The sequence below is a fragment of the Bartonella tamiae Th239 genome, from assembly GCF_000278275.1.
GTDB lineage: Bacteria > Pseudomonadota > Alphaproteobacteria > Rhizobiales > Rhizobiaceae > Bartonella > Bartonella tamiae.
Genome location: NZ_JH725147.1, coordinates 406,739 through 429,653 on the forward strand (window position 1 = coordinate 406,739; position 22,915 = coordinate 429,653).

The window sequence follows — 22,915 nt, forward strand, 5'->3', positions numbered from 1 at the left end:
GTGATCGGTTTTTAGTAAATGATAATGAAGCTTTATGCCAATTTATATAAAAGAAAAGGCATGAATTTTGAAAATCCATGCCGTCTCTTATAAAAATATAAAGATTTATAATGCTTTGTATTTTAAGCGCTAACGGCCTTTTTTTGCAATGCAACCAAATCGTGAATGCCTCCTTTTGCAAGCTCCATTAAGGTGGAGAATTCTTCAAGGCTGAATGGTTTGTCTTCCGCAGTGCCTTGAATTTCTACAATGCCCCCGCGTCCTGTCATAACAAAATTAGCATCTGTTTGGGCGTTGGAATCTTCTGCATAATCAAGATCAAGAACTGGTACATTATTAAAAATACCACAAGATACTGCAGCAACATGATCTTTAAGGACTTTATCGCGTAAAACGATTTGGCGTTCTTGCATCCAAGACAGACAATCATAAAGCGCAACCCATGCCCCTGTAATAGAGGCTGTGCGTGTACCGCCATCTGCTTGGATGACATCACAGTCTACAGTGATTTGCATTTCGCCTAAAGCTTTTAAATCTACGACAGCGCGAAGTGAACGGCTAATAAGACGTTGAATTTCCATTGTACGTCCCCCCTGTTTACCTGAAGACGCTTCACGGCGCATACGCTCACCTGTTGATCGTGGTAGCATACCATATTCAGCCGTAATCCATCCTTTGCCTGAATTGCGAATCCAACCCGGCACACGTTCTTCAAGGCTTGCTGTGCATAAAACATGTGTGTCGCCAAATTTTATCAAACACGATCCCTCGGCATGTTTGCTTACATGACGTTCAAAAGAGACTGGGCGTATTTGATTATCAGTGCGTTTGGATGGACGCATAAAATTTCCTTTCTTTCTCATATCTACTCATAATAGTAGGTTCACACTGTGTCTATGAATACTTCATTGAAATATTTTATATCATTTTATAAGTTTGTTTTTAAATAAAACAAAAAAATTATATTAACTTATGGCTGATGATGCATCCGTCCTATAGTGATATGGGATTACATGTCAAATAGACGGTTTTTCTTTTTAAGTTCTTTTAGCACTTATTTTTATTATTGCACCATTTGACGATACATTATCAAAACATATATAAAGATAGATATAAATTTAAATGTGATAATGACATGACACATAGAGCATTGACTGATGATTTGTTAAGTCTTGATGAACGTTCGCGCGATATTTTTCGCCATATTGTCGAAACATATCTTCTCGAAGGTGAACCCGTTGGTTCGCGCAATTTGTCGCGTCAATTGCCGCAGTCTTTATCCCCAGCAACCATCCGCAATGTTATGAGCGATTTAGAAAATTTAGGTTTAATTTATTCTCCTCATATCTCAGCAGGTCGGTTGCCTACCCATTCAGGCTTACGGTTTTTTGTCGATGCTTTCATGGAAGGCGGAAATTTAGGCCAAGAAGAACGTAAAAATATTGAAGCACAAGTCGAAGAAGCAGGACAGGCTCAATCGGTGGAGCAATTTTTAACAGATGCAAGCCAGATATTATCAGGCCTTTCTCAAGGCGCAGGCCTTGTTTTGACGACAAAAAGCGAAGGCACGTTAAAACATATTGAATTTGTCCGTCTTGACCCAGAACGTGCTTTAGCGGTTATGGTGAGTCAAAATGGTGCGGTTGAAAATCGTATTATAGATTTGCCTAAAAATGTCACTCATGCTCAATTAACTGAGGCGACTAACTTTCTTAATGCCCATATTCAAGGCCGTACTTTGAGTGAAGCACGTGCAGAAATTACCCGTTTGCGTGCGGAAACAAAAGCCGCACTTGATGTTTTATCGCAACATTTAGTAGACACTGGTTTAGCGATATGGGGTGGCGAAGGTGAAGGACAAAAAACACAACTGATCGTGCGTGGGCGTTCTAATCTTTTGAATTCAGTCAATGCAATTGAAGATATTGAACGATTACGTCATTTATTTGATGATCTGGAGACGCGCGACAGTATGGTGCAATTGCTTGATCTTGCAGAAGAAGGTTCAGGCGTTCGGATTTTTATTGGATCTGAAAATAAGCTTTTTTCTCTATCAGGTTCATCTCTTGTAGTTGCTCCTTATCACAATAGTGAACAACGCGTGATTGGTGCATTAGGTGTTATTGGTCCAACACGGCTTAATTATGCACGTATCGTGCCAATGGTTGATTATACTGCACAACGTGTGTCACGTCTTTTAAAATAAAGCATTTTAAACTTTAAAAATAAATTAGATAAGGATTAAAGTGTTAAGAATATTTTATAAAAATTTATAGCATACTATTAAAAGACGATGCTTGTGACTTATTTTAGCAACCATGATCAATAGCATGTTTAAAATGGTATCTTTTGGAAAGGTGACAATTTCTCTTTCCTCAGTTTTAAATTTTTCATGGTTTTACCATAAGACTGTGAAAATCTGTTTTGAAGAATGAAAAAAAATATAATGGAAAAACAGTTTCTCTTAATATTGGCATTTATTTTTTTAATAGGGCTAAATCCCGCTTCACCCAATGAAACGATAAAGTCTCTATCTACTACAAACGCATTTCAAAAAAATAAGTCCGTATCTCGTTTTATTTCTCAAAAAAACTTTGATCGTATGATTATGTCTCAACTCCAAAACGTTAGAGATTATAAAAGTATCAACGTTCAATTGTCTTCAAACATTGAAAATGAAAAAAAAGATACGAAGCTAACACTTGCGCTTTCGCGCAATACAGTCACACCAGCAGAAGAAATTTTCACTTATGCAGTGCCCCAATATATGGGGTATTTTGCGCAACAAAATATTCAACCAAAGCTTTTATATACCAATGGCTCCACGGCCGCTATTCAAGCTCTTACTAGCGGTTCGGCAGATATCGCTTATGCTTCCAGTTTGAATATTGCAGCCGCTATTGATAAGGGTGTGCCTATCATTGCCTTTGCAGGGCTCACGGTACGCTGGCCTTATTCAATTGCTGTGCCGAAAGACTCAAACATTACATCGATATATGATTTGAAAAATAAGCGCATTGGTGTGGTTAGTTTTGCTTCTGCTTCTTATCACGATTTGCGTGCAACCTTAAATCATGCCAATATTTCAGAAAGTGATGTAACAATTGTACCCGTTGGAGCAGGTGCGCGCGCTGCTGCTGCCCTTTATAATCGTGATATTGATGCATTAGATAGCTATAGTGATAGTTTCAACGCGATACAGCAAAACGGTCTTAAATTGACTTTTTTAGAACGCCCTCAATCTTTGGAAAAGCTTTTCAGTGTGACCATGGTCACACGCAAAGATGTTTTACAAGATAAACCAGATCTTTTGATCGGCTTTGTCCGTGCAGCTTATAAAGGTATTATTTTTACAAAATTGTATCCAAAGCTTGCCTTAGAAATGGGGTTAGAGGCGTTTCCACAACTTAAAAACTCAAAGCCACAAAAAACTACTAACAAAAAAATCTTGAATGGTGATGGAAATATGTCTTTTAAACACGAAAATGAAGCTAAAAAAAGCATCGAAAATATTTTGCAAACGATGCAAATAGCGCTTGGTGATTCCATACCAAAAGACCAAAATGATCCAACACAATGGGGCGCGTGGTTGAACCTGCCTCAGGAGCGTTGGCAGGCAGTAGCTGATTTTGCTTATCAAGCAGGCTTAACGCATAAAAAACTTAAAGTTGGAGATCTTTGGGATCCAAGACTTATGGATAAAATTTATGATTATAATGCTGAAACCATCATGCGTGATTAAAAACACTAAAAACTTTTAAGAGTGCAACTAAAATTTTATGAACAATGTGTTTAAACATATTTTATGAGGATCTATTAAAATAAAAAACTCCCTTTAGTATAAAAATATTAAAAAGTTTTATGATTATTTTTTTCCTTTTATAAAACTATCTATGGCGCCATATAAATTTTTATAAAAGGTGCAGTTCGTTTTATGATAATGTTAAAATGTTAGGCGTGAAAATGCGTTTTAAATGTTTTCAATCAGTTTGATCCTTTAGCACTGAATAAGATTGAATATGCAAGTGTCAAATAGGACTAGTAAAAACGTAACCATCTTTTAAAATCGAACTCAGAACTTGTAAAATCAAAGGACATTGTTTGCCTCATCCTATCATCACTATCAACAATTTAGAAAAATATTATCAAAGCCAAAAGGTTGAAAAGATATGTGCTTTAAATGAGATCAATTTAAAAATTGATGAGGGAGAGTTTGTTTCTATTATTGGGCCGTCAGGTTGTGGTAAAACCACATTATTAAAAATAATTGCAGGTTTGGAAATGCCTTGCCAAGGAAATATTGATTTTCATCATGCCCGCCTTCAAAATACGGACGCAATATTAGGACAAAAGGAAAAAAAAGCACCCACGCGCACTCAATCTTCATTGAGATCAAATTTTGTTCCAAAAGGTACCGTTGGATTTGTGTTTCAAGATCCGACATTGCTTGCATGGCGAACCATTTTAAATAATATCCTTTTGCCTATTGAATTAAATTCTTTCGATTATGGACATAAAAGCCGTGAAAATGTCAAAGCACGTGCACAGCATTTAATGGAAAAAGTAGGCTTAAAAGGTTTTGAAAATAAATTTCCTTATGAGCTTTCTGGTGGTATGCGACAAAGAGCAGGTATTTGTCGCGCTTTAATCTTGAATCCTCCGATTTTGTTGATGGATGAACCCTTTGGCGCATTAGATGCTATGACACGGGATCTTATGAATAGCCAATTGCAGGCGCTTTGGTTAGAAAGCAAAAAAACGGTCTTATTTGTGACGCATTCAATCTCTGAGGCGGTTTTTCTTAGCGATCGTGTATTGGTGATGAGCAAAAGACCTGGTCATATTGTAGAAAATATTCCAATTCACCTTCCAAGACCACGCAATCTTATCTTAATGCAAAAACCAAAAGCACTCAAGCTTATACGCGATATTCGTCACTATTTGGAAGAATACTATGGTCTTCCTGTTTGACAAGATTTAAGGACTTTAATGCCAGATACCTATTACGAATACATTTGATTTTGAATTGTAGGTGTTTTTAACTATTTTTTGTTTCAATGCTTAAGTTTAGGGATTTTGATGGATTGATTGTCAAATAATGATACAATCATGTTTTGATTTGAGTATTTAAATCTAGATATCAGACACTTTGTCTGATTAAAAATTTGAATATTTAAATATTGTGATGATCTTTGGTCATGACATATGCGTTTTTTATCTTCATTGTTCAGACTCTTTAAGATTATTTCACAAAAATTTCTGTCGGGATCAATGATACTTGGTACATATTGAATTAAAAAGATCCTTTTGTTTGAATAATTTTCAATACAATGACATGATAAAGATAAATGGATGATAAAATGATAAGGCACCATCAATTTAAAACAAGCTTTTATCGAAGAGAGAAAACCTATCAAATTTTGAGCGTTGTTGCTGTTTTTATTTTTATTGTTGGGGGGATTGAAATATATACGCGTATAAGTGCTATCCCTGCCTATATTTTGCCTCCACCAAGCCTTGTTTTAAATGAGTTAAAAAAACTTTTATTATCATCTTTATTTTGGGATAATTTGTTTGTAACGATGAAAGAGGTTGTTTTTGGTTTTTTATTCGCTATTGTTTTGGCAGTCGTTTTTGGTGTTGCAATAGCGCAAATTAAAGTGTTTCAGTTGGCTTTTATGCCTTATATTATCGCTTTTCAAACCATTCCCACTGTGGCGCTTGCGCCTATATTGTTGCAATGGTTTGGTTATGGTTTAACCTCAAAAGTTATAATGGCGGCGTTAATTTCTTTTTTTCCTATGCTTGTTAATATCGTCGCTGGGCTTCAATCTGCGCGTCAGCAAGACATTCAAATGATGAAAGCTTTTGGCGCAACACAAATACAAATCCTTATGAAAGTTAAATTTCCAGCTTCTTTGCCTTTTGTTTTTACAGGAGTTGGACTAGGCATTATTTTTGCTTTAATTGGCGCTATTGTGGCTGAATTCATTGGCGCACAAAAGGGGTTGGGTACAATGATGCTGCAATTGATTGAGAGCTTTAATATTGCTGGCATGTTTGCTGTACTTATGGTTTTGTCTTTAATTGGCGTTTGTTTACATCTTTTGGTTGAATATGCCAAAGCTAAAATTGTTTTTTGGAAAGAGTAAAACAGTTTAAAAATTTTTTACAAAATTCTTTATTATGTCAGCTTTTGAAAAACACTCATACTTATACTTTTTTTCCAATCGCAAGAAAAATTTAGAGCAAAACAGAAATTTATAAAATAGGCATATGATGTGTATGAGAAAAAATCAGAAAATGTCTTCAATTTTATATATGATCAAACATGTGGTAAGGGCATCATTCACAATCATTTAAGAAAAATGTGGTGAATCGTACTTTTTACATATAAGAAAATAAAAATAATCTATGCAACAATTTGCCCCACACCCATTTACAGAAAGAGCTTTTTAGGGCTTAAAACATAATAAGTCTAAGTTTTTTCAAAAAAGCTTCTTTACAAATTATAGTGATAGAACTTTTCTTTATCGTTACGATGCGCTAGATAGTCTAGAAAGACTCTAAAAATTATAAAGAGCCACAGAAATAAAAAGGTGAGCGTTTAATTATGCGGATAAGGCTTGGAACAAGAAAGAGCGCGTTAGCACGCGTTCAAGCAGATAAAGTAGCTCATCTTCTTCACGCTGTTGATCCGAATTTAAACGTTGAAATGGTGTTTCTTGGTTCTAAAGGTGATGCGGATAAGCGAACCAATTTTCAAGATATTGGAAGTGTCGGAGTTTTTACCAAAAGTGGTGAAGATGCGCTTATTAATCGTGAAGTAGATATCGTCGTTCATTCTTTGAAGGATTTGCCGACAACTCAACCTGAAGGTTTGGTTTTAGCTTCTGTTCCAGAACGTGAAGATCCACGCGATGTTTTATGTGGATTAACACTTGATACAATTAGATCCAACCGTCATAAAATTGGGACAGGCTCTATTCGACGCGCCGCGCAATTGCGTGCCATTTTTCCTGACATTACTGTGGTGCCAGTACGTGGTAATGTGCCACCACGTTTACGTCGTGCGGTTGAAAAAAATGGTATTGATGCAACAATTTTAGCAGCGGCTGGGCTGAAACGTCTTGGTCTTATGGATAAGACAATGGAATATCTTAATCCGCAAATTTTTCCTTACGCTGTAGCACAAGGCGCGTTGGGAATTGAATGCCGTGAAAGCGATAAAGATATTATTCAAATTTTGAAAAAAATTGAATGTAAGAAAGCGCGCGCAGAAACTGATGCTGAACGTGCTTTGATGAAACATTTGGGTGCTGGTTGCAATTTGCCTGTTGGTGTTTGCACAAGCTGGAAAAATACCATGTTGCATATGAAAGCAACGGTTACTGGTATTGATGGACTACAACAAATTCGCGATCATGCTTTTATCTGCACATTTGCGGTTGAAAAAATCGGCCAAAGACTGGCTGAACGTCTTTTGGATAAAGGTGCAGGTGAATTGTTGCGCGCGTCTGGGATCAATCAAGACACAGCTAAAGTAGCACGGTTTTTAAAAACCTAAGTTTTTAAATCACAATTGGAATGCGGGATAAAATGTCTTCATTTTGTGTTGGGATGGTTGCTTTAAGTGTTATCTTTCATGCAATTATTTTTAAAATCTTTTAAGCGCATAATTTTTTAAAAACGATTTTATATTTTATCTTAAACAACACAACTATGAATGACACACAACAATAATAGAAAAAAATACATATAAATTAAGCGGCTTTTGTTTTACCCTCTTGATTTTTGTGTCAAAAATTTCGATATCTCTTCAAAATATCTTCATTAAGAAATGGAAATCATATGTCTGACGAAAAAATGAAGCCCGGTGAAAATGATTTTGAAAATCGTGATTTAAAAAATCCGGCAGACCGTGATGCACTGAAGCGCGCTGCGGATGATTTTTTAAAAACACGAAAGGCAGAAGCGACATCTGAAGTTGAAGAAGATTCTGTGCAAGACGAGGGTGCAGACCCTGTTGCAGCGTTGAATGCAGAAAATGAAGAGCTCAAAGATCAGTTGTTACGCGCTCATGCTGAAATGGAAAATTTACGTCGACGCACGCAACGTGATGTCGCAGATGCTAAAACTTATTCTGTTGCTGCATTTGCGCGCGATATGTTGTCTGTTTCTGACAATTTAAGTCGTGCATTAGAAGCTATCCCCGAAGGTGCTCGTGAGCAGGATGCAGGTCTTAATGGGCTTGCTGAAGGTGTCGAAATGACAGAACGAGCTATGATGTCGGCGCTTGAACGTCATGGTGTGAAAAAGATAGAGCCTTTGGGTCAGAAATTTGATCCAAATTTTCATCAGGCAATGTTTGAAATTCCTGATCCAACTGTCCCTGCCAATACTGTGCAGCAAGTGGTGCAAAGTGGTTATAGCATTGGTGAGCGTGTTTTGCGTCCAGCTATGGTTGGTGTGGCCAAGGGTGGACCGAAAGAAAACACCGTGCAAAGCACACATGAAGAGAAGTCAAACTCTGAAGATGATATTTAAGCATTCCATTGACTTCACAAGAGACTTTCAGGCAGGTTTACCCCTGCCTTTATTTTTTATCAGCCGTAAGATTATTAAGAGTTTATTTAATCAAGAGTTTTAACAAATTTTTAAAATACAACCATTTAACGGCTTGATTGGTTGGTATTTTTAACAAAAAAAGGGCAAATCTTTGTTTTCTCATTCATAATGAAGCGATGATTATTTATTATTATAAAAAACGCATGCTTGCATCTTAGCGATGCTTTTTTCAATTCTTAATGATCTATAACGAATTTCTTTGATGTTTTCTGCTTTCATATGACAAATATATTGCACCTTTTTTAAGCACTAATTTTAAGAAAAAATGGCTGTTACGTGATGGATTTATTATTTTTAAAAACATTACCACTAAATGTTTAAATTATGATCTTTTGTTCAAAATTTTTTTATAAAATGAAAAAAAATAAAGAAAACAAAGATAAGCAAAATTGATTCAAAAAAAATCAAAAACAATGGAGAAAATGGTAAAAAGCGGGGGAAGAGAGGTCAATAAGATTTGATTTTTACCTAAAATTAACAGTAACTTCGTCTAAGGGTTTCAATTTATCCTCTTATACTGCATGGTAATGCGTGTTGATTAAGTGGTTATGATGTGTCTTAAGGGGTGGGTCTTGGCAATGCGTATTTTTAAACGTTTAAAACTGATTCTTGCTTTGTGTCTTGGCATTGTGACAGTTTTATTCTTTGCTTTAAGCCCTTCTCACGCACAAACGGCCCTTCCGTCCATTGTGGTTGATGCAAATAATGGTAAGGTACTTTTTGCCAACCGTGCGGATGAAGTGCGCGCGCCAGCATCAATCACTAAAGTTATGACACTTTATCTTGTTTTTGATGCTTTGCAAACTGGACGTATCAGTTGGGATACGCAAATGCCTGTATCAAAAGTCGCGGCAAGTCGTCCGCGAATGAAACTTGACGTGCCCGCAGGTTCAACAATTAACGTCCGTGACGCGGTGAATGCTCTTGTTATAAGTTCTGCCAACGATATTTCTGTTGTTTTTGCTGAATATCTGGCTGGTAGTGAAGCAAATTTCGCAAAAGTTATGACCTTAAAAGCGCGCAGTCTCGGTATGCGGAATACAAGTTTTAAAAATGCTAGTGGGCTGACACAAAAAGGTCATGTTTCAACGGCTCGTGATATCGCTTTAATGTCGATAGCGATACAGGAGCATTTTCCTCAATATTATTCTCTTTTTTCTCAGCGCCAATTTAAATATCGTGGACGCACTATCAAAGGTCATAATCGTATTTTAGATAGACTAGATGGTGCAAATGGTCTAAAAACAGGCTTTACCAATGCAGCAGGCTTTACTATTACTAGCACAATTTCACGAGGAAATAGAAAAATCGTTGTTGTAGTTTTGGGCGGAAAAACGACACGCAATCGTGATGATCAGGTAGTTTTGCTTACAGAGCGTTATTTTTCTAAAGCAAGTCGGTTTAATCGCAAAGGCGTGTTTAAAAAATGGACGATTGCGCAATCTGTGTGGCGTGGTCAACCTTTACCTAATAGTGTGCCAGCTATCGCAGTTGCTCAAGCCCCTGATACTCTCGTAAATGCACCAGTACCGCTTGTAAAACCGAACATGAATGGTACTGTTTCTCCTTATCAAACTTTTAATATTGCACAATCTAAGCCAGAAACCAATCGCTCAAGTGATAATTTGCAAACCGCTTCCATTCATGCGCCAGTAACATCTGTTGTGCCAGTCAGGCGTCCTGCCAAATCTATCGGGCAAGAAGACACGTCAACTCGTGTTATGGCTTATGCCGATTATCAATCAAATAATGCCGTTGGTGCATTAGAAAACCAGTTCTCATCCAATGAGCAAATCAATGGAAATATAACAGCTGGTAATACTGCTTATGTGGTGCAAGTTGCGGCTTTGCACGATGTGCAATCAGCCAATAATTTTTTAAATGATGTGAAAAATGCATTGAATGATAAAAGTTATAGCGCTCTTGGCTTTGTTGAATCTGCTACGGTAAATAAGACAAATGTTTATCGTGTACGCTTTGGCTCTTTTAACGATCAAGCTTCGGCTATTTCTTTATGTAATGACATAAAAGCACGCGCTTTTTCTTGTTTTGTGAGCTCGCAATAATCGCTTAAAAAGTCCGATAAACTTTTTAAAATTATACCTATTTTTTTTAAAAACAGTGAGCATGGTATATGATAAATATTGCGCATCTTTTTAAAGATGAGTTTAAAAAAGTTATCAAATAAATTATGAATGCGCGTAAAATTTCTAACAATATGCCATAAATTTTATAAATAAACGTTTGATGATAATTTTTATAATGACGTATTAAAAAATTATAATGGCAATTGTCTTTATGATTTTAAGCTTCAAATCTGCTTTTTTTAAAAAAAGAAATTATATATTATCTCTTTATACGCTTTATTGATTTCATTATAAACAATATTAACATTATAGAAACTATAATCTGCTAATGAAAAGCAATCGGAATATGTCGATTTTTCAGGTATGGTTATGAAAATATCTTCTTCATCTTTTACGAGACGATCTTTTTTATTTGGTGGCAGTTTAGGCACGTTGAGCATTTTCGCTGGATGTACAACAAATGGTCTTATGCGCGACATTGATCAAACAACAACAGGTTCAATCCTACGTCCTCGCATTGGTATTGATCCTGCTTTTACAGCCCCAGACAAAATGTATGCGGCTGTAAAAGAGGGATCATATGATCTTGAAGCTATTCCATATAATAAGGTGCCAAAGCAATATTGGCGACAAATTGTGCCAAATCCTACTGGTGAAGCACCTGGCACAATTGTCGTAAGCGTAAAAGATCATTTTTTATATTTCATTCAACCAGATGGTGATGCATTGCGTTATGGTGTAGGCGTTGGAGCGGCAGGATTTGAATGGTCTGGACGTGCCAATGTGCAATATAAGCGCCAATGGCCGCGTTGGACGCCGCCAGCTGAAATGATTGAACGTAAGCCCGAACTCGTAAAATATCGTAATGGTATGGATCCAGGTGTGACCAATCCTTTAGGAGCGCGTGCACTTTATATTTATCAAAATAATCAAGATACAGGCTATCGCATTCATGGTTCACCAGAATGGTGGTCTATTGGTCAATCAATGTCTTCTGGATGTATCCGTTTGATGAACCAAGACATCATTGATCTTTATAATCGTGTTCCTGTTGGCGCACCAATCGTGGTTGGTTAAACTCAATTTATCTTTAGTGATTGTTTAAGAACGATAAAATATATTTTTAAATAAAGTTTAGATAATAAGCAACGGTTTTTCTATTTTATTTAAAACAATTGATGCATCATTTTTATGCTATAGTTATACATTTCCTTATAAAAATATTAAAGAGAACTTTCGATCTAACAAATAAACTAGATATTTATCTTATCCACTATATTTATAATGTCTTGTGAAGATAGTGGATATTGATCCTTATACGATTATAATAATTAATATTTAAAATTTTATATAAGAATTATTAACATAAATTACGATGGAATGGCTTGTTACATTTGCTTTAATCGTTTATGGAAGTGATTAAGGGTGCCCGGCCAATCAAGCGGGGGCAATGTGACCGGGCCCCGATGCCCCGCTTACGAATTTGCAGGGTAAAAACCGCGCTAATTTAACAGCATGGTACACTTATAATGTTTTTCATGATATATTGTTCCAAAGATATTTATAAATTTAAAGGTTTATTCATGTTAAAATATATTCTTTCTATGTGCGCTTTAGTAATGTCTTTAGGTTTTGCGCCTTCCGTATTGGCTAATGAAGTTGAAACCAGTGATGGAGTTACAGTAAAAAATGAGCTTTATATTTGCGAACGTGGTGTTCAACTGCCTGTTGTCTATTTGATTGAAAAAGATTTAAGTTCTTACGCCATTGTTTCAATTGAAGGTAAACTTGTTCCAATGTATCAACGTAAAATGGCATCAGGTGCAAATTATATCGCTTTTGATGAACAAGACAGTTACCGTCTCTATACAAAAGGTGATGAAGCAAGTGTTGGTTTTCTGGCTGCTGATGATACGGCTGAAGAGCAAACAATATTTTCATCATGTCACGCAGATATAGATCAGGATTAATAATGCGTCCAGATTTTACCAGTGGCCTTTTTGGCGCGTTACGTCGTGACACAGGGGATATATGGGATTCTTATATTCATCATCCTTTTGTACAGCAATTGGCTACTGGTAAATTAAATCCGCAATGTTTCAAACGATTTTTAACGCAAGATTATTTATTTCTCATCCATTTTTCGCGCGCTTATGCTTTGCTGGCTGCAAAATCTATAACGCTTGTTGACATTAAACAAGCGCTTTCAGGTCTTAAAGCCATAGCGGATGAATTGCCCTTACATGTTGCTTATTGTGCCAAATGGGGTCTTTCAGAAGATGAGATGGAACAAGAGCCAGAAGCACAGCAAACCATTGCTTACACACGTTATGTGCTTGATGTTGGTCATATTGGTGACAGGCTTGATTTAATGGCTGCTTTGATGCCCTGTGTTGCGGGTTATGCTGAAATTGGCTTGGGTCTTGCTGCTTCAGAACAGACCGTTTTTGACAATAATCCTTATGCAGATTGGATTTACGCTTATGAAAGCGAAGAGTATGCGCAAAGTGTTCAATTGAGTATTCAGTATATGAATAGCCTTGCAGAAAAGGATATGAGTAAGGCACAATATAAAAGATTAAGAACTATTTTTAATAAGGCTACACAGTTAGAAATCGAATTTTGGCAGATGGGACTTGATGCTGAAAATTTATAATCTGACATTAAAACACGATCTTGATTAAAAATAACTGCGTTTCAACGTCAAGAGCAATAGTTTAAATCAGCAAACCAAGCAATGCATAATAATGAAAACGTCTCTATTTTAGCTTGAATTTATACTGACTAAAATAGTGAGTTTAAAAAGTTCATTTCACTTTATCTTAAGTGAACTTGTTACGTATATATTTAGTTTACACTACTTTTTTAATAGATTGACCTTTTTGTTTGTCAAACTTTATAAGTCGTTTAAATTCTGTTTGATTTGAAAATTTCATTTCATCAGTTTATTTTTCATAGAAAAGACGAAGGAATATTTTTAAATAGGTTCTTTCGTATATTTATTTTTTTATTGTAAAATTTTTGACAAATTTTTTAGTTTCAGGGTCTATAAATTTGATAGAGTCCATTTTTGGTGGTTTGTATTTCATTGGTTTGAGGGAGGATCGACCAATGAATGATTTAGTTTTGTTGAGCGAAAATCAGATGGCACGGATATCACCCTTTTCCTACTTTCTCACGGAGTTTTTCGTGTTGATAACCAGTGTGGTGACAGCAGTATTGTCTATGTCATTAAGCATGGTCTGCAATGCAAAGATGCACCTGTTGGCTATGGTCGGCATAAAACACTCTATAAACGTTTTATTCGCTGGAGCCGAATGGGTGTGTTTGACCGCATCTTTACAGCCCTTGCTGGGCAAGACCCAAAGCCTCAACGTATCACGATTGATGCCACACATCTCAAGGCACACCGCACGGCAGCACGCCTCTTAAAAAGGGGATGTTCCCCGCCACATCGGGCGCACGAAAGGTAGCTTGAGCTCAAAACGGCATACAGTCTGCAATCAAGATAGAAAGCCCATATGCCGGCTTTGATCAGAAGGACAGATGAGTGACTATAAGGGTGCCGCTCTTCTGTTGCCGGTTCTGCCAGATACACACGAACTCGTAACCGACCGGGGTTATGATGCAGACTGATTCCGTCAGGCATTGTTTGACAGAAACATCAACGCCTGTATTTCTCCAAGAAAGGGAAGGAACACGCATATCCACTTTGAAAGACACCTCTATAGGTACCGCCATAAGATTGAGAAGCTACTGGCAAAATTTAAGGACTGGCGTTGCATTGCAACACACTATGACCGATGCGCACAGACATTATTCTCGGCTATTTGCATCGCCGCTACCCTCATCTTCTATCTTAATGAATGTGTCATGAGCCTAAAGTAAGCGTGTGTTTTATGATCAGTGTAGATAAGAAAAATTAAAACTTTTAAGTAAAATGAATGGCGTGTAATTTTTGTCCGTTGCGTTTAAGCCAAGTTTGATGTTGCTTGGATTGGGGGCACAGTCTTTCGCATAAAGCCCAAAAACGCGCACTATGATTCATCTCAATTAAATGGGCAACTTCATGAGCAACAAGATAGTTCACAACTGGTAAAGGCGCCATGATAATGCGCCAAGAAAACGAAAGATTTGCCTGCGACGAACAAGAACCCCATCGACTTTTTGTATCTTTATAACGAATAGAAGCAGGTTTTTTACCCACTTTTTTTGCATGTTGTACGACAAGAGGGGCAATGACGCTCTCGGCATGTTTTTTTAATGCATCTGAAAGACGCCGCGTCAAATGAGCTTGATCACCATAAACGATGATATGTGGATGATCACTTTTGCTGACAATCAGAGTTGTTCCGCGTCCCTCTTGATGAATGATGCGATGTTCAATACCTAAAATTGGGATAAAGGCGCCATTTTTTAATGCAGATGTTTCTTGCGGTTTGGGTAAATGTACAATGCGATTTTCAATCCAACCACGATAGCGCTCAACAAAAGATTTGACTTCATTGATTGATGTTTTAGGAGGTATCGTGACACGTAAAGATTTCCCCCCTGCTTCAATACGCAATGTTAATCTTTTGGCGCGCGTATTTTCACGGATGAAAAGAGGCAAAACGCGGTCAGACAGTTTGAAAACATCTTCAATAGAATTTTGCATCTGTGGTGATTTAATACGTTTTTTTTGGATAAATAATTTTGAAAACATAATTCAGTATATAGATTTTAAAAAGTAAATTTAAGGCATAAAAAAAATTTTAAACCAGTCTATTTTTAACCGCTATGCGCTTTGAAAACTTATTTAAAAAAATAGCAAATGCATATTTTCATCAAAAATAGGTGCTCACCTTCAATTCTATCACTTTATGAACCTGTCATATTTTTTTCGATGAGAAGTGAAAGTGCTTTTTCAAGAGCATTTAAATCTTGCTCTCGTGACAAACGATGATCCCCATCGCGGATCAACGTTAATGCAACATTATCATAGGGTAAAAGTTCTAAAAGTTCAATTGTATGGCGATAAGGAACTTCTTCATCACACATACCTTGCAATATTTGAATACCACAGCGCACATTAATGGGTTGAACCATTACGCGATTGATTTCACCATCTTCTATTAAAATTTTTGTAAAAGGTGTTGGTTCTGGTCCATATCGCGATGGAACTTCAATAAACCCATTTTCTTCCAATAGATTTTTATAAGTGTCATCAAGCTGTGGTAAAATAAGGTCATGGGTAAAGTCAGGTGCAGGAGCAACAAGAACAAGTCCTGCAAGATCAATTTTTTTCTTCTGTAACTCTTGTGCCATACGGAGGGCAATCCATCCACCCATGGATGATCCAATTAAAATTTGAGGGCCTTCACAAAAGGCTTCATAAACTGCAAGGCTTTCGTTGAGCCAACGTGAAATACACCCTTGAAAAAAATCTCCACCAGATTCACCATGACCCGAATAATCAAAACGCAAACAGGAAAGATCATGTTTGTTGGCAAAAGCATCAACCCGCAAAGCTTTAGCACCAAGCATATCTGAGCGATAGCCGGAAAGCCAAACAAGACCAGCTTTTGTTTTACCCTTGCGATAACGCACAGCAATATCTGTATTATTGACATTTAAAAATTGAAGATCTATTCCGTTCATGGATATTTCCTTTTAACAGTCTTTAACCGATTATTTTAAAGTAAACGCTCTGTTGTTTCATTTTAGACCCATATCATAATCTTTACACACATGAAATTTATCGCTCAATCAGATGATTGTCACTATTTTGAGTTGTTTTTCACTCTGTTTTTTTTTAAAAAACATGCTATGAAACATGTTTATGAAGAAATTCCGCTTATTGGTCTTTGCAAGAATACACTATTGTGGAACAATAAAAAGGATTTCTCCGTTATTTATATGCACTATCTATCAATAATGATTTTAAGGAGATTTGATCATTCGTCGACCGTTTAAAGCTACACCCGTCCAAAAGGACGGACCACGTTCTAATGAGGATATTCGTGTACCCAAAGTCCAGCTTATTGACGATGAAGGGCAAAATCACGGAATAATTGCAACGCAAGATGCTTTGGCCATGGCTGATGAAGCGGGTCTCGACTTAGTTGAGATTGTGCCTAATGCTGAGCCACCAGTATGTAAGATTATTGATTTAGGTAAACTGAAATATCAAAATCAGAAAAAAGCATCTGAAGCGCGTAAAAAACAAAAAACAGTTGAAATTAAAGAAATTAAAATGAGACCTAATATTGATTCTCATGATTATGGGGTCAAAATGAAAGCTGTTAGCCGTTTTCTTGAAGATGGTGACAAGGTCAAAATCACTTTAAGGTTTCGCGGTCGTGAAATGGCGCACCAAGAATTGGGTATGAAGCTGCTTAACCGTGTCAAAGACGACACCGTTGATATTGCAAAAGTGGAAGCTGAACCCAAACTTGAAGGTCGCCAAATGATGATGGTAGTTGCACCAAAATAAAATGAATAGAAATACTACACGATTTTGTATCGCTTGGTTTCTTTAAAAGTAACTAAATAAAGTAAAAAAGTCGATGAAACCCGCTATGAATCAATAGCGGGTTTTAAATGCTAACTTTTACAATTACTGTGCGGATCAATAAATAACATTTATAATGCACCAAATGATGTGCCCGTTTTTATAATTATCGAAAGAAAATTGATTGTTATTGGTGATAAAAGTTTGGTTTTTATTCAGCTCTGTAACATGAGTAGATAAATTTAAAAAACAAAAATGTTTTTGTCGATCCATAAAGACATTGCAGAGGGAAACTCCATCCTATTGGGTGGCATTAGGATATTTTTAAAATTTCTCAATATCAAAGGAGGAAAATATTGTGTCTAATTGGCTTAGGCGTAAGCCTATTTTGCACGGTGTGGTAAATAATGAAAAAAAACTCACACCAATTTTGCGTTGGCCTCATCTTATTGCCTTAGGTGTTGGTGGTATTGTTGGTACAGGAATTTATACGTTGATTGGCGTGGGTGCTGATCGTGCAGGACCTGCTATTTTATTGTCTTTTGTTATTGCTGGTGTCGTTTGTGCTTGCACAGCTTTTGCCTATGCAGAACTGGCAACAATGATTCCTGTTGCAGGCGGTGCTTATAGCTATTCTTATGCAGCTTTAGGTGAAATGATTGCTTGGATTGTTGGATGGAGTCTTATTTTAGAATATTCCCTTGTGGTCAGTACTGTTGCCGTTGGCTGGTCTGCCTATGCCACAGGTTTTCTTGAAGGGATAGGTTTACATTTGCCCTTTTGGCTGACGTCTGGCATAGATGCTATCGATCCAACAACGGGTGAAGCAGGTCTTGTAAATTTGCCAGCAGTACTGATTGTTTTTGTTGTGGCAGGTCTTTTAATCATCGGCACAAAAACAAGTGTGACTGTTAATACAATTTTGGTTTTTGTGAAAATTGCAGCTCTTTTGCTTTTTGTTGTTCTGGCTTTACCAAGCTTCAATGCTGCAAATTTACAGCCGTTTATGCCGAATGGTTTTTCAAAAGTAATGTCACCTGATGGGGTGGAACGGGGTGTAATGGCCGCAGCTGCTATTGTTTTGTTTGCTTTTTTTGGGTTTGATACAATTTCAACTGCAGCTGAGGAAACAAAAAATCCACGACGTGATCTTTCCATAGGCATTGTTGGTTCACTGATCATTTGCATTATTGTTTATGTTTTGGTCGGCTTAGGCGCGGTTGGAGCATTATATTATACACAATTTGCTCATAGTGAAGAACCGCTTGCTCATATTCTACGGAGTCTAAACCATAATCATGCAGCTGTATTGATTGGCGTTGCCGCTGTCATAGCTTTGCCAACAGTGCTGCTAGCTTTTTTATATGGGCAAACACGTATATTTTACGTGATGGGACGTGATGGTACATTGCCAGTATTTTTATCAAATGTAAACAAAAAAACAGGTACACCAATTGCAACAACACTTATAACAGCAACAATTATTGCCACAATTGCAGGCATTTTTCGTCTGGATGAAATTGCGGCTCTTGCCAATGCGGGTACATTAATGGCTTTTACATCTGTTGGTATTTGTTTACTTGTTCTGCGTAAAACTGCTAGTGATGTAATGCGTAAATTTCGGGCACCTTTTGCTTGGGTTATTGCTCCTTTAACGGTTGTTGGTTGCCTCTATCTTTTTTCTAGTCTTCCAGCAAAGACCCACTATTATTTTGTTATTTGGAATATTATTGGGATTGCCTTTTATTTCTTATATGGATTCCGTAAAAGCGTTGTTGCACATGAAAATAACACCCATTCATAAACACTTTGAAGAGTTTTCAATGGTGCATGAAATGAATGAAAATAAATGCTCTGCTATTCGTATTTAGGGCATTTATTATTAAATTTTATGTGTCAACCATATTGGATTTCACGGTGATAAAAACGTATTTTATATCGTGCAAAAAAATATATTATTTTGCTTTTAATTTTATACATTTCTCAAAAAAGAAACATTCGGAAAAAGACTTTTTAATGAAAGCATTTGTTTTACAATAATTGTCATAAGAGCTGGCGATGTATCATCAAGCTTCAATTCTTTTCTTGCAGATACATCACACATCAACATAGCCTCTTCAATGTGATGAAGAATGCATTTTAAAAATACACATCTTTAAATTTAAAACAGGCTTTCCTAAATTATTTTCGCCATGATGATCATTTATGGATTATCACTTTAGATTTATAAATGGAGCTTTTAAGGTGCATAAAGTCACGAAATTATTGGTTTTTATTTTGGCCTTTGTAAGCTTGCACTGTGCCTACGCACAAGCGGCGATTTTTCAAAAAGTTCCCGGAACATCTGTTTATGCAACAGTTCCTGATGGTTTTGAACTGACAAAAAAATTTAGTGGTTTTATCAATAAAGCCAATAATGCTTCTATTATGATCGTCACTTTGCCACCTGCCAATATACAAATGCAAGATATATTTAAGGATGAAAAAACATTTAGCGCTGAAATGGCTTTGCAAAACTATACAATTGAAAAACAAACGCAAATAAAAAGCCGTGATGGCTATCCTTTGACTATTTATCAAGGAAAGCAAAGCTTAGGCGAGGTGAGTTTTGATAAATGGGCCACGATGATTTTTGCGCAAAATGCAACATATGTGGCAACCATACAAGCTCCAGAAGAGGCGCGTTTTCAAGAAAAAGAGGCGATGGGAGTTTTTCAATCTTTTTCTCTTGCTAATGACACGACGGCTGAAGACCAATTGGCTGCTTTACCTTTTACATTTGATGCTGTTTTTCCTTTTCAATTTGTCGGAACACTTATGAATCAAAGCGCTATGTTGGTCATACCACAATTGAGTGCCGAAGATAAAAAGCGCCCTGATATTATTCTTTCACAAGCAACAGAAGTGTTAAAAGCTGCACCTTTGGATCAAGTTATTGATTTTTATCTTAATTCGTTAAAAGGTACGCTTGATGATATTACAAATAAAAAATTTACATCTGTTAAATTTGCTAAGCGTCCTGCAATGCGTCTTGATGCGCACGCTGTAATGAAGGGCGATAATGTTGATATCATTATCTATGCCACTTTGGATGATAATGGTCATCCCTTATTCTTACATGCCACTGGTATAAAAGATAGTCTTGTTCCTTATGAGAATAATATTGAAGCAATTGCTAAAAGTGTTGCTTTACGCGATGGGGGACTTTAATCTAACCAAATTATTTCCATATTATAGCCTATTTGTTGCAGTCCTGTTTTTTAAAGAAAATCTGTAAGGTTGTCAGTATCAGATATAATTAGGATAAATTTGCGCGGCTTTATAAAAGCAAAACGTCTCTCATTATTTTTAGTGTTTTTAAATATTAGAAAGAATCGCAAATAAATTGATGAAGATTTAATGTGTTCTTATCCATATTATTTAATCTTGCGATCCAAAATTGCTTCATTCATAAAAATTTGTATACCTATCGTAATAAGAACATTTTACTATCTTAAAAGGTGAAAGATTTCATAGTAGGATTAACTATTGTCAACAATAACATCATATGGAACAAGGCCTTGAAACTACAGGAGCAAAAGCTTAAACGACTTGCATCTTTCAACCAATGAGGCTAGGGAAAAACTTCAAAATTCATGATGATGAAAAGAGGCTGATTCAATTTATGATTAAGCTTAGTTTGAAAGTGGGAAATGCCGCAACATCAAAAGACGGGCTTATTGTCGATTAAAATTTATGGGCAAAATTTATAAGGTTTAGCACTGAATGTCTCAAAAAAAACAATTATCAGGGATGGATAGAAAATTATTATTGCGTTTATTACGAGAAAATTTTCGTAAACACGCCCGTTGGTATATTTGTGCAATTATTGCCATGCTTGGTATTTCATGGACAACTGCGGCAAGTGCTTGGATTATGCGTGATGTTGTCAATCATATCATTGATGCGAATGATTTTCGAATGATTATCATGGTTTCTTTGGCTGTGGCTTCTATTTTTATCATTAAAGGTTTTTCAACTTTTTTTCAAACTTTTTTCTTGAGCCGTGCGGGCAATAGTATTGTTGCCGAACAACAGCGCAAAATTTATACACGCCTTATGCAACAAGGCGTTTCTTTTTATCAAAATAATGCCTCATCCGATCTTTTGGTGCGTGTGACTCATAATGCTAATTCAGCCAGGAGTGTGATTGATACAATTATAACTGTTTTTGTTCGTGATCTCTTTTCCGTTTTGGGGCTTCTTATTGTAATGCTGGTGCAGAATTTTACTTTAAGCGTCATTGCTTTAACGGTTGGTCCTTTGGCGTTTCTTGCTGTGCGTCAGATTTTAAAACGTGTCCGTAAGCTCATGGAAAAAGAATTGTCGTCGATTACTGAAATTATCAAGGTCATGCAAGAAACAACAATTGGTATCCGTGTGGTGAAGGCATTTTCGCTTGAAGATTTAATGAAACGACGCATGGATAAGGCAATTACTGATGTGGAAAGCCGAGCCAATAGTATTGCAACACTACAGGCGGCGACCAATCCAGTAATGGAGACATTGGCGGGTGTGGCGATTGCTGTTGTTATTTGTTTTTCAGGCTATATGGCAACCCAACGTGTTGGCGTTCAAGGGGAGTTGATGTCTTTTATTGTGGCTCTTTTATTAGCATATGAACCGGCAAAACGTATTGCCAATGTGCGTGTAAAAATTGAAACGGGTATGCTTGGTGTGCGGATGATGTTTCAAATTCTTGATTATCCCATCACCTTAATGGAACATGAGAATGCGAAAAACTTTGACCCTTCAAAAGGCAATGTTCGGTTTAATCATGTGTCTTTTGCTTATGTTGAGGATCATAATGTTTTAAACGATATTAATCTTGATATTCCAGCAGGACAAATGACTGCTTTGGTTGGTCCTTCAGGATCAGGTAAATCGACAATGATTAATCTTATTATGCGCCTTTATGATCCAACAAAAGGCACGATTACAATTGATGGGCAAGATATAAAAGAAGCCAGTTTTAAATCATTGAGACAATTAATGTCCTATGTTGGACAAGATACGTTTTTATTTCAAGGAACTGTTCGTTATAACATTGCTCTTGGGCGTGAAGAGGCGAGTGAAGAAGAAATCATTGAAGCTGCTAAAGCAGCCAATGCCCATGATTTTATTTTAAAATTGCCCAATGGTTATGATACTGATGTCGGCGATAATGGTGGAAATTTATCGGGTGGACAAAAACAGCGTATTGCCATTGCCCGTGCTATGTTGCGAGATAGTGAAATTTTGATTTTAGATGAGGCCACAAGCGCACTGGATTCTGAGTCAGAATCCCTCATTCGTATGGCTTTAAATCGTTTAACTAAGGGGCGTACAACAATAATGATCGCTCATCGTCTTTCGACCATTTCGTGCGCTGATAAAATTGTTGTTATGAAAGATGGAGAAATTGTTGAGCAAGGCACACAAAAAGAGCTGTTAAAGAATGAAGAAGGACTTTATCGTCGCTTACATGATTTGCAAACCAATGATCCAAATTTTGATGATTTAGATACATAATTTAGATACATAATTGTCTACTTTGTATAAAACTATATCGCCTTTTTTTGATATAGAAAACATTGTAATATTTTATTTTGCACCTTATCTGATCTTGATAATAAAATAGTTGAATTTTTTTCTTCTATTTTAGAATTTTTAATGACTAATTATAAAG

Annotated in this window: 17 protein-coding genes and 1 pseudogene; 15 read left to right on the forward strand and 3 right to left on the reverse strand. The window is 36.5% G+C overall.

The features are described from left to right. Nucleotides 1-122: 122 nt before the first annotated feature. Nucleotides 123-842: a ribonuclease PH gene (gene rph, locus ME5_RS01960; RefSeq protein ID WP_008037943.1), complete on the reverse strand. Its 720-nt coding sequence runs from the start codon at nt 840-842 to the stop codon at nt 123-125. A 293-nt stretch (nt 843-1,135) separates the two neighbouring features. On the opposite strand from rph, the gene hrcA reads away from it, so the two are divergent. The 11 genes and pseudogenes from hrcA (at nt 1,136) to ME5_RS10470 (ending at nt 14,603) form a co-directional block, all read left to right on the forward strand. Next, nucleotides 1,136-2,206, forward strand: coding sequence for a heat-inducible transcriptional repressor HrcA (gene hrcA, locus ME5_RS01965; RefSeq protein ID WP_008037944.1), 1,071 nt, complete (start codon nt 1,136-1,138; stop codon nt 2,204-2,206). 240 nt (nt 2,207-2,446) lie between these two features. Beyond that, nucleotides 2,447-3,742, forward strand: coding sequence for an ABC transporter substrate-binding protein (locus tag ME5_RS01970; protein WP_008037945.1), 1,296 nt, complete (start codon nt 2,447-2,449; stop codon nt 3,740-3,742). A gap of 359 nt (nt 3,743-4,101) precedes the next feature. Next, nucleotides 4,102-4,971 (forward strand): ABC transporter ATP-binding protein, encoded by an 870-nt coding sequence (locus ME5_RS01975; RefSeq protein ID WP_008037946.1) that lies wholly within the window; start codon nt 4,102-4,104, stop codon nt 4,969-4,971. 389 nt (nt 4,972-5,360) lie between these two features. After that, the gene (locus ME5_RS01980) at nt 5,361-6,152 is read left to right on the forward strand and encodes an ABC transporter permease (protein ID WP_008037947.1); all 792 of its coding nucleotides are present in this window, start codon (nt 5,361-5,363) and stop codon (nt 6,150-6,152) included. A 461-nt stretch (nt 6,153-6,613) separates the two neighbouring features. Beyond that, nucleotides 6,614-7,567 carry a hydroxymethylbilane synthase gene (hemC, locus tag ME5_RS01985; protein WP_008037949.1) on the forward strand — a complete coding sequence of 318 codons (954 nt, stop codon included), beginning with the start codon at nt 6,614-6,616 and terminating at the stop codon, nt 7,565-7,567. Between the two features lie 284 nt (nt 7,568-7,851). After that, nucleotides 7,852-8,547 (forward strand): nucleotide exchange factor GrpE, encoded by a 696-nt coding sequence (grpE, locus tag ME5_RS01990; RefSeq protein WP_008037950.1) that lies wholly within the window; start codon nt 7,852-7,854, stop codon nt 8,545-8,547. A 659-nt stretch (nt 8,548-9,206) separates the two neighbouring features. Then, nucleotides 9,207-10,694 (forward strand): D-alanyl-D-alanine carboxypeptidase, encoded by a 1,488-nt coding sequence (locus ME5_RS01995; protein WP_008037952.1) that lies wholly within the window; start codon nt 9,207-9,209, stop codon nt 10,692-10,694. Between the two features lie 390 nt (nt 10,695-11,084). After that, nucleotides 11,085-11,792 carry a L,D-transpeptidase gene (locus ME5_RS02000; RefSeq protein ID WP_008037954.1) on the forward strand — a complete coding sequence of 236 codons (708 nt, stop codon included), beginning with the start codon at nt 11,085-11,087 and terminating at the stop codon, nt 11,790-11,792. Between the two features lie 506 nt (nt 11,793-12,298). Next, nucleotides 12,299-12,685 carry an MliC family protein gene (locus tag ME5_RS02005; RefSeq protein WP_008037956.1) on the forward strand — a complete coding sequence of 129 codons (387 nt, stop codon included), beginning with the start codon at nt 12,299-12,301 and terminating at the stop codon, nt 12,683-12,685. Nucleotides 12,686-12,687: 2 nt separating this feature from the next. After that, nucleotides 12,688-13,371, forward strand: coding sequence for a thiaminase II (gene tenA / locus ME5_RS02010; protein ID WP_008037958.1), 684 nt, complete (start codon nt 12,688-12,690; stop codon nt 13,369-13,371). A gap of 455 nt (nt 13,372-13,826) precedes the next feature. Next, nucleotides 13,827-14,603 (forward strand): annotated as a pseudogene (locus ME5_RS10470) (IS5 family transposase). A 43-nt stretch (nt 14,604-14,646) separates the two neighbouring features. Here ME5_RS10470 and ME5_RS02015 read toward each other — a convergent pair. Beyond that, the gene (locus tag ME5_RS02015; RefSeq protein WP_008037960.1) at nt 14,647-15,420 is read right to left on the reverse strand and encodes a M48 family metallopeptidase; all 774 of its coding nucleotides are present in this window, start codon (nt 15,418-15,420) and stop codon (nt 14,647-14,649) included. A gap of 155 nt (nt 15,421-15,575) precedes the next feature. Continuing rightward, on the reverse strand, nt 15,576-16,355 hold the full coding sequence (locus ME5_RS02020) for an alpha/beta hydrolase (RefSeq protein ID WP_008037962.1): 780 nt from the start codon (nt 16,353-16,355) through the stop codon (nt 15,576-15,578). Nucleotides 16,356-16,653: 298 nt separating this feature from the next. Here ME5_RS02020 and infC point away from each other — a divergent pair, with 298 nt between their 5' ends. The 4 genes from infC (at nt 16,654) to ME5_RS02040 (ending at nt 22,758) form a co-directional block, all read left to right on the forward strand. Further along, entirely contained in the window at nt 16,654-17,190 is a 537-nt protein-coding gene (infC, locus tag ME5_RS02025) for a translation initiation factor IF-3 (RefSeq protein WP_196793564.1), read from the forward strand. 376 nt (nt 17,191-17,566) lie between these two features. Then, nucleotides 17,567-19,012, forward strand: coding sequence for an amino acid permease (locus tag ME5_RS02030; protein ID WP_008037966.1), 1,446 nt, complete (start codon nt 17,567-17,569; stop codon nt 19,010-19,012). 440 nt (nt 19,013-19,452) lie between these two features. Next, the gene (locus ME5_RS02035) at nt 19,453-20,418 is read left to right on the forward strand and encodes a hypothetical protein (RefSeq protein WP_008037969.1); all 966 of its coding nucleotides are present in this window, start codon (nt 19,453-19,455) and stop codon (nt 20,416-20,418) included. 555 nt (nt 20,419-20,973) lie between these two features. Continuing rightward, complete coding sequence (locus ME5_RS02040) at nt 20,974-22,758, forward strand: ABC transporter ATP-binding protein (RefSeq protein WP_008037970.1); 1,785 nt, start codon at nt 20,974-20,976, stop codon at nt 22,756-22,758. The last annotated feature ends 157 nt before the right edge of the window (nt 22,759-22,915 follow it).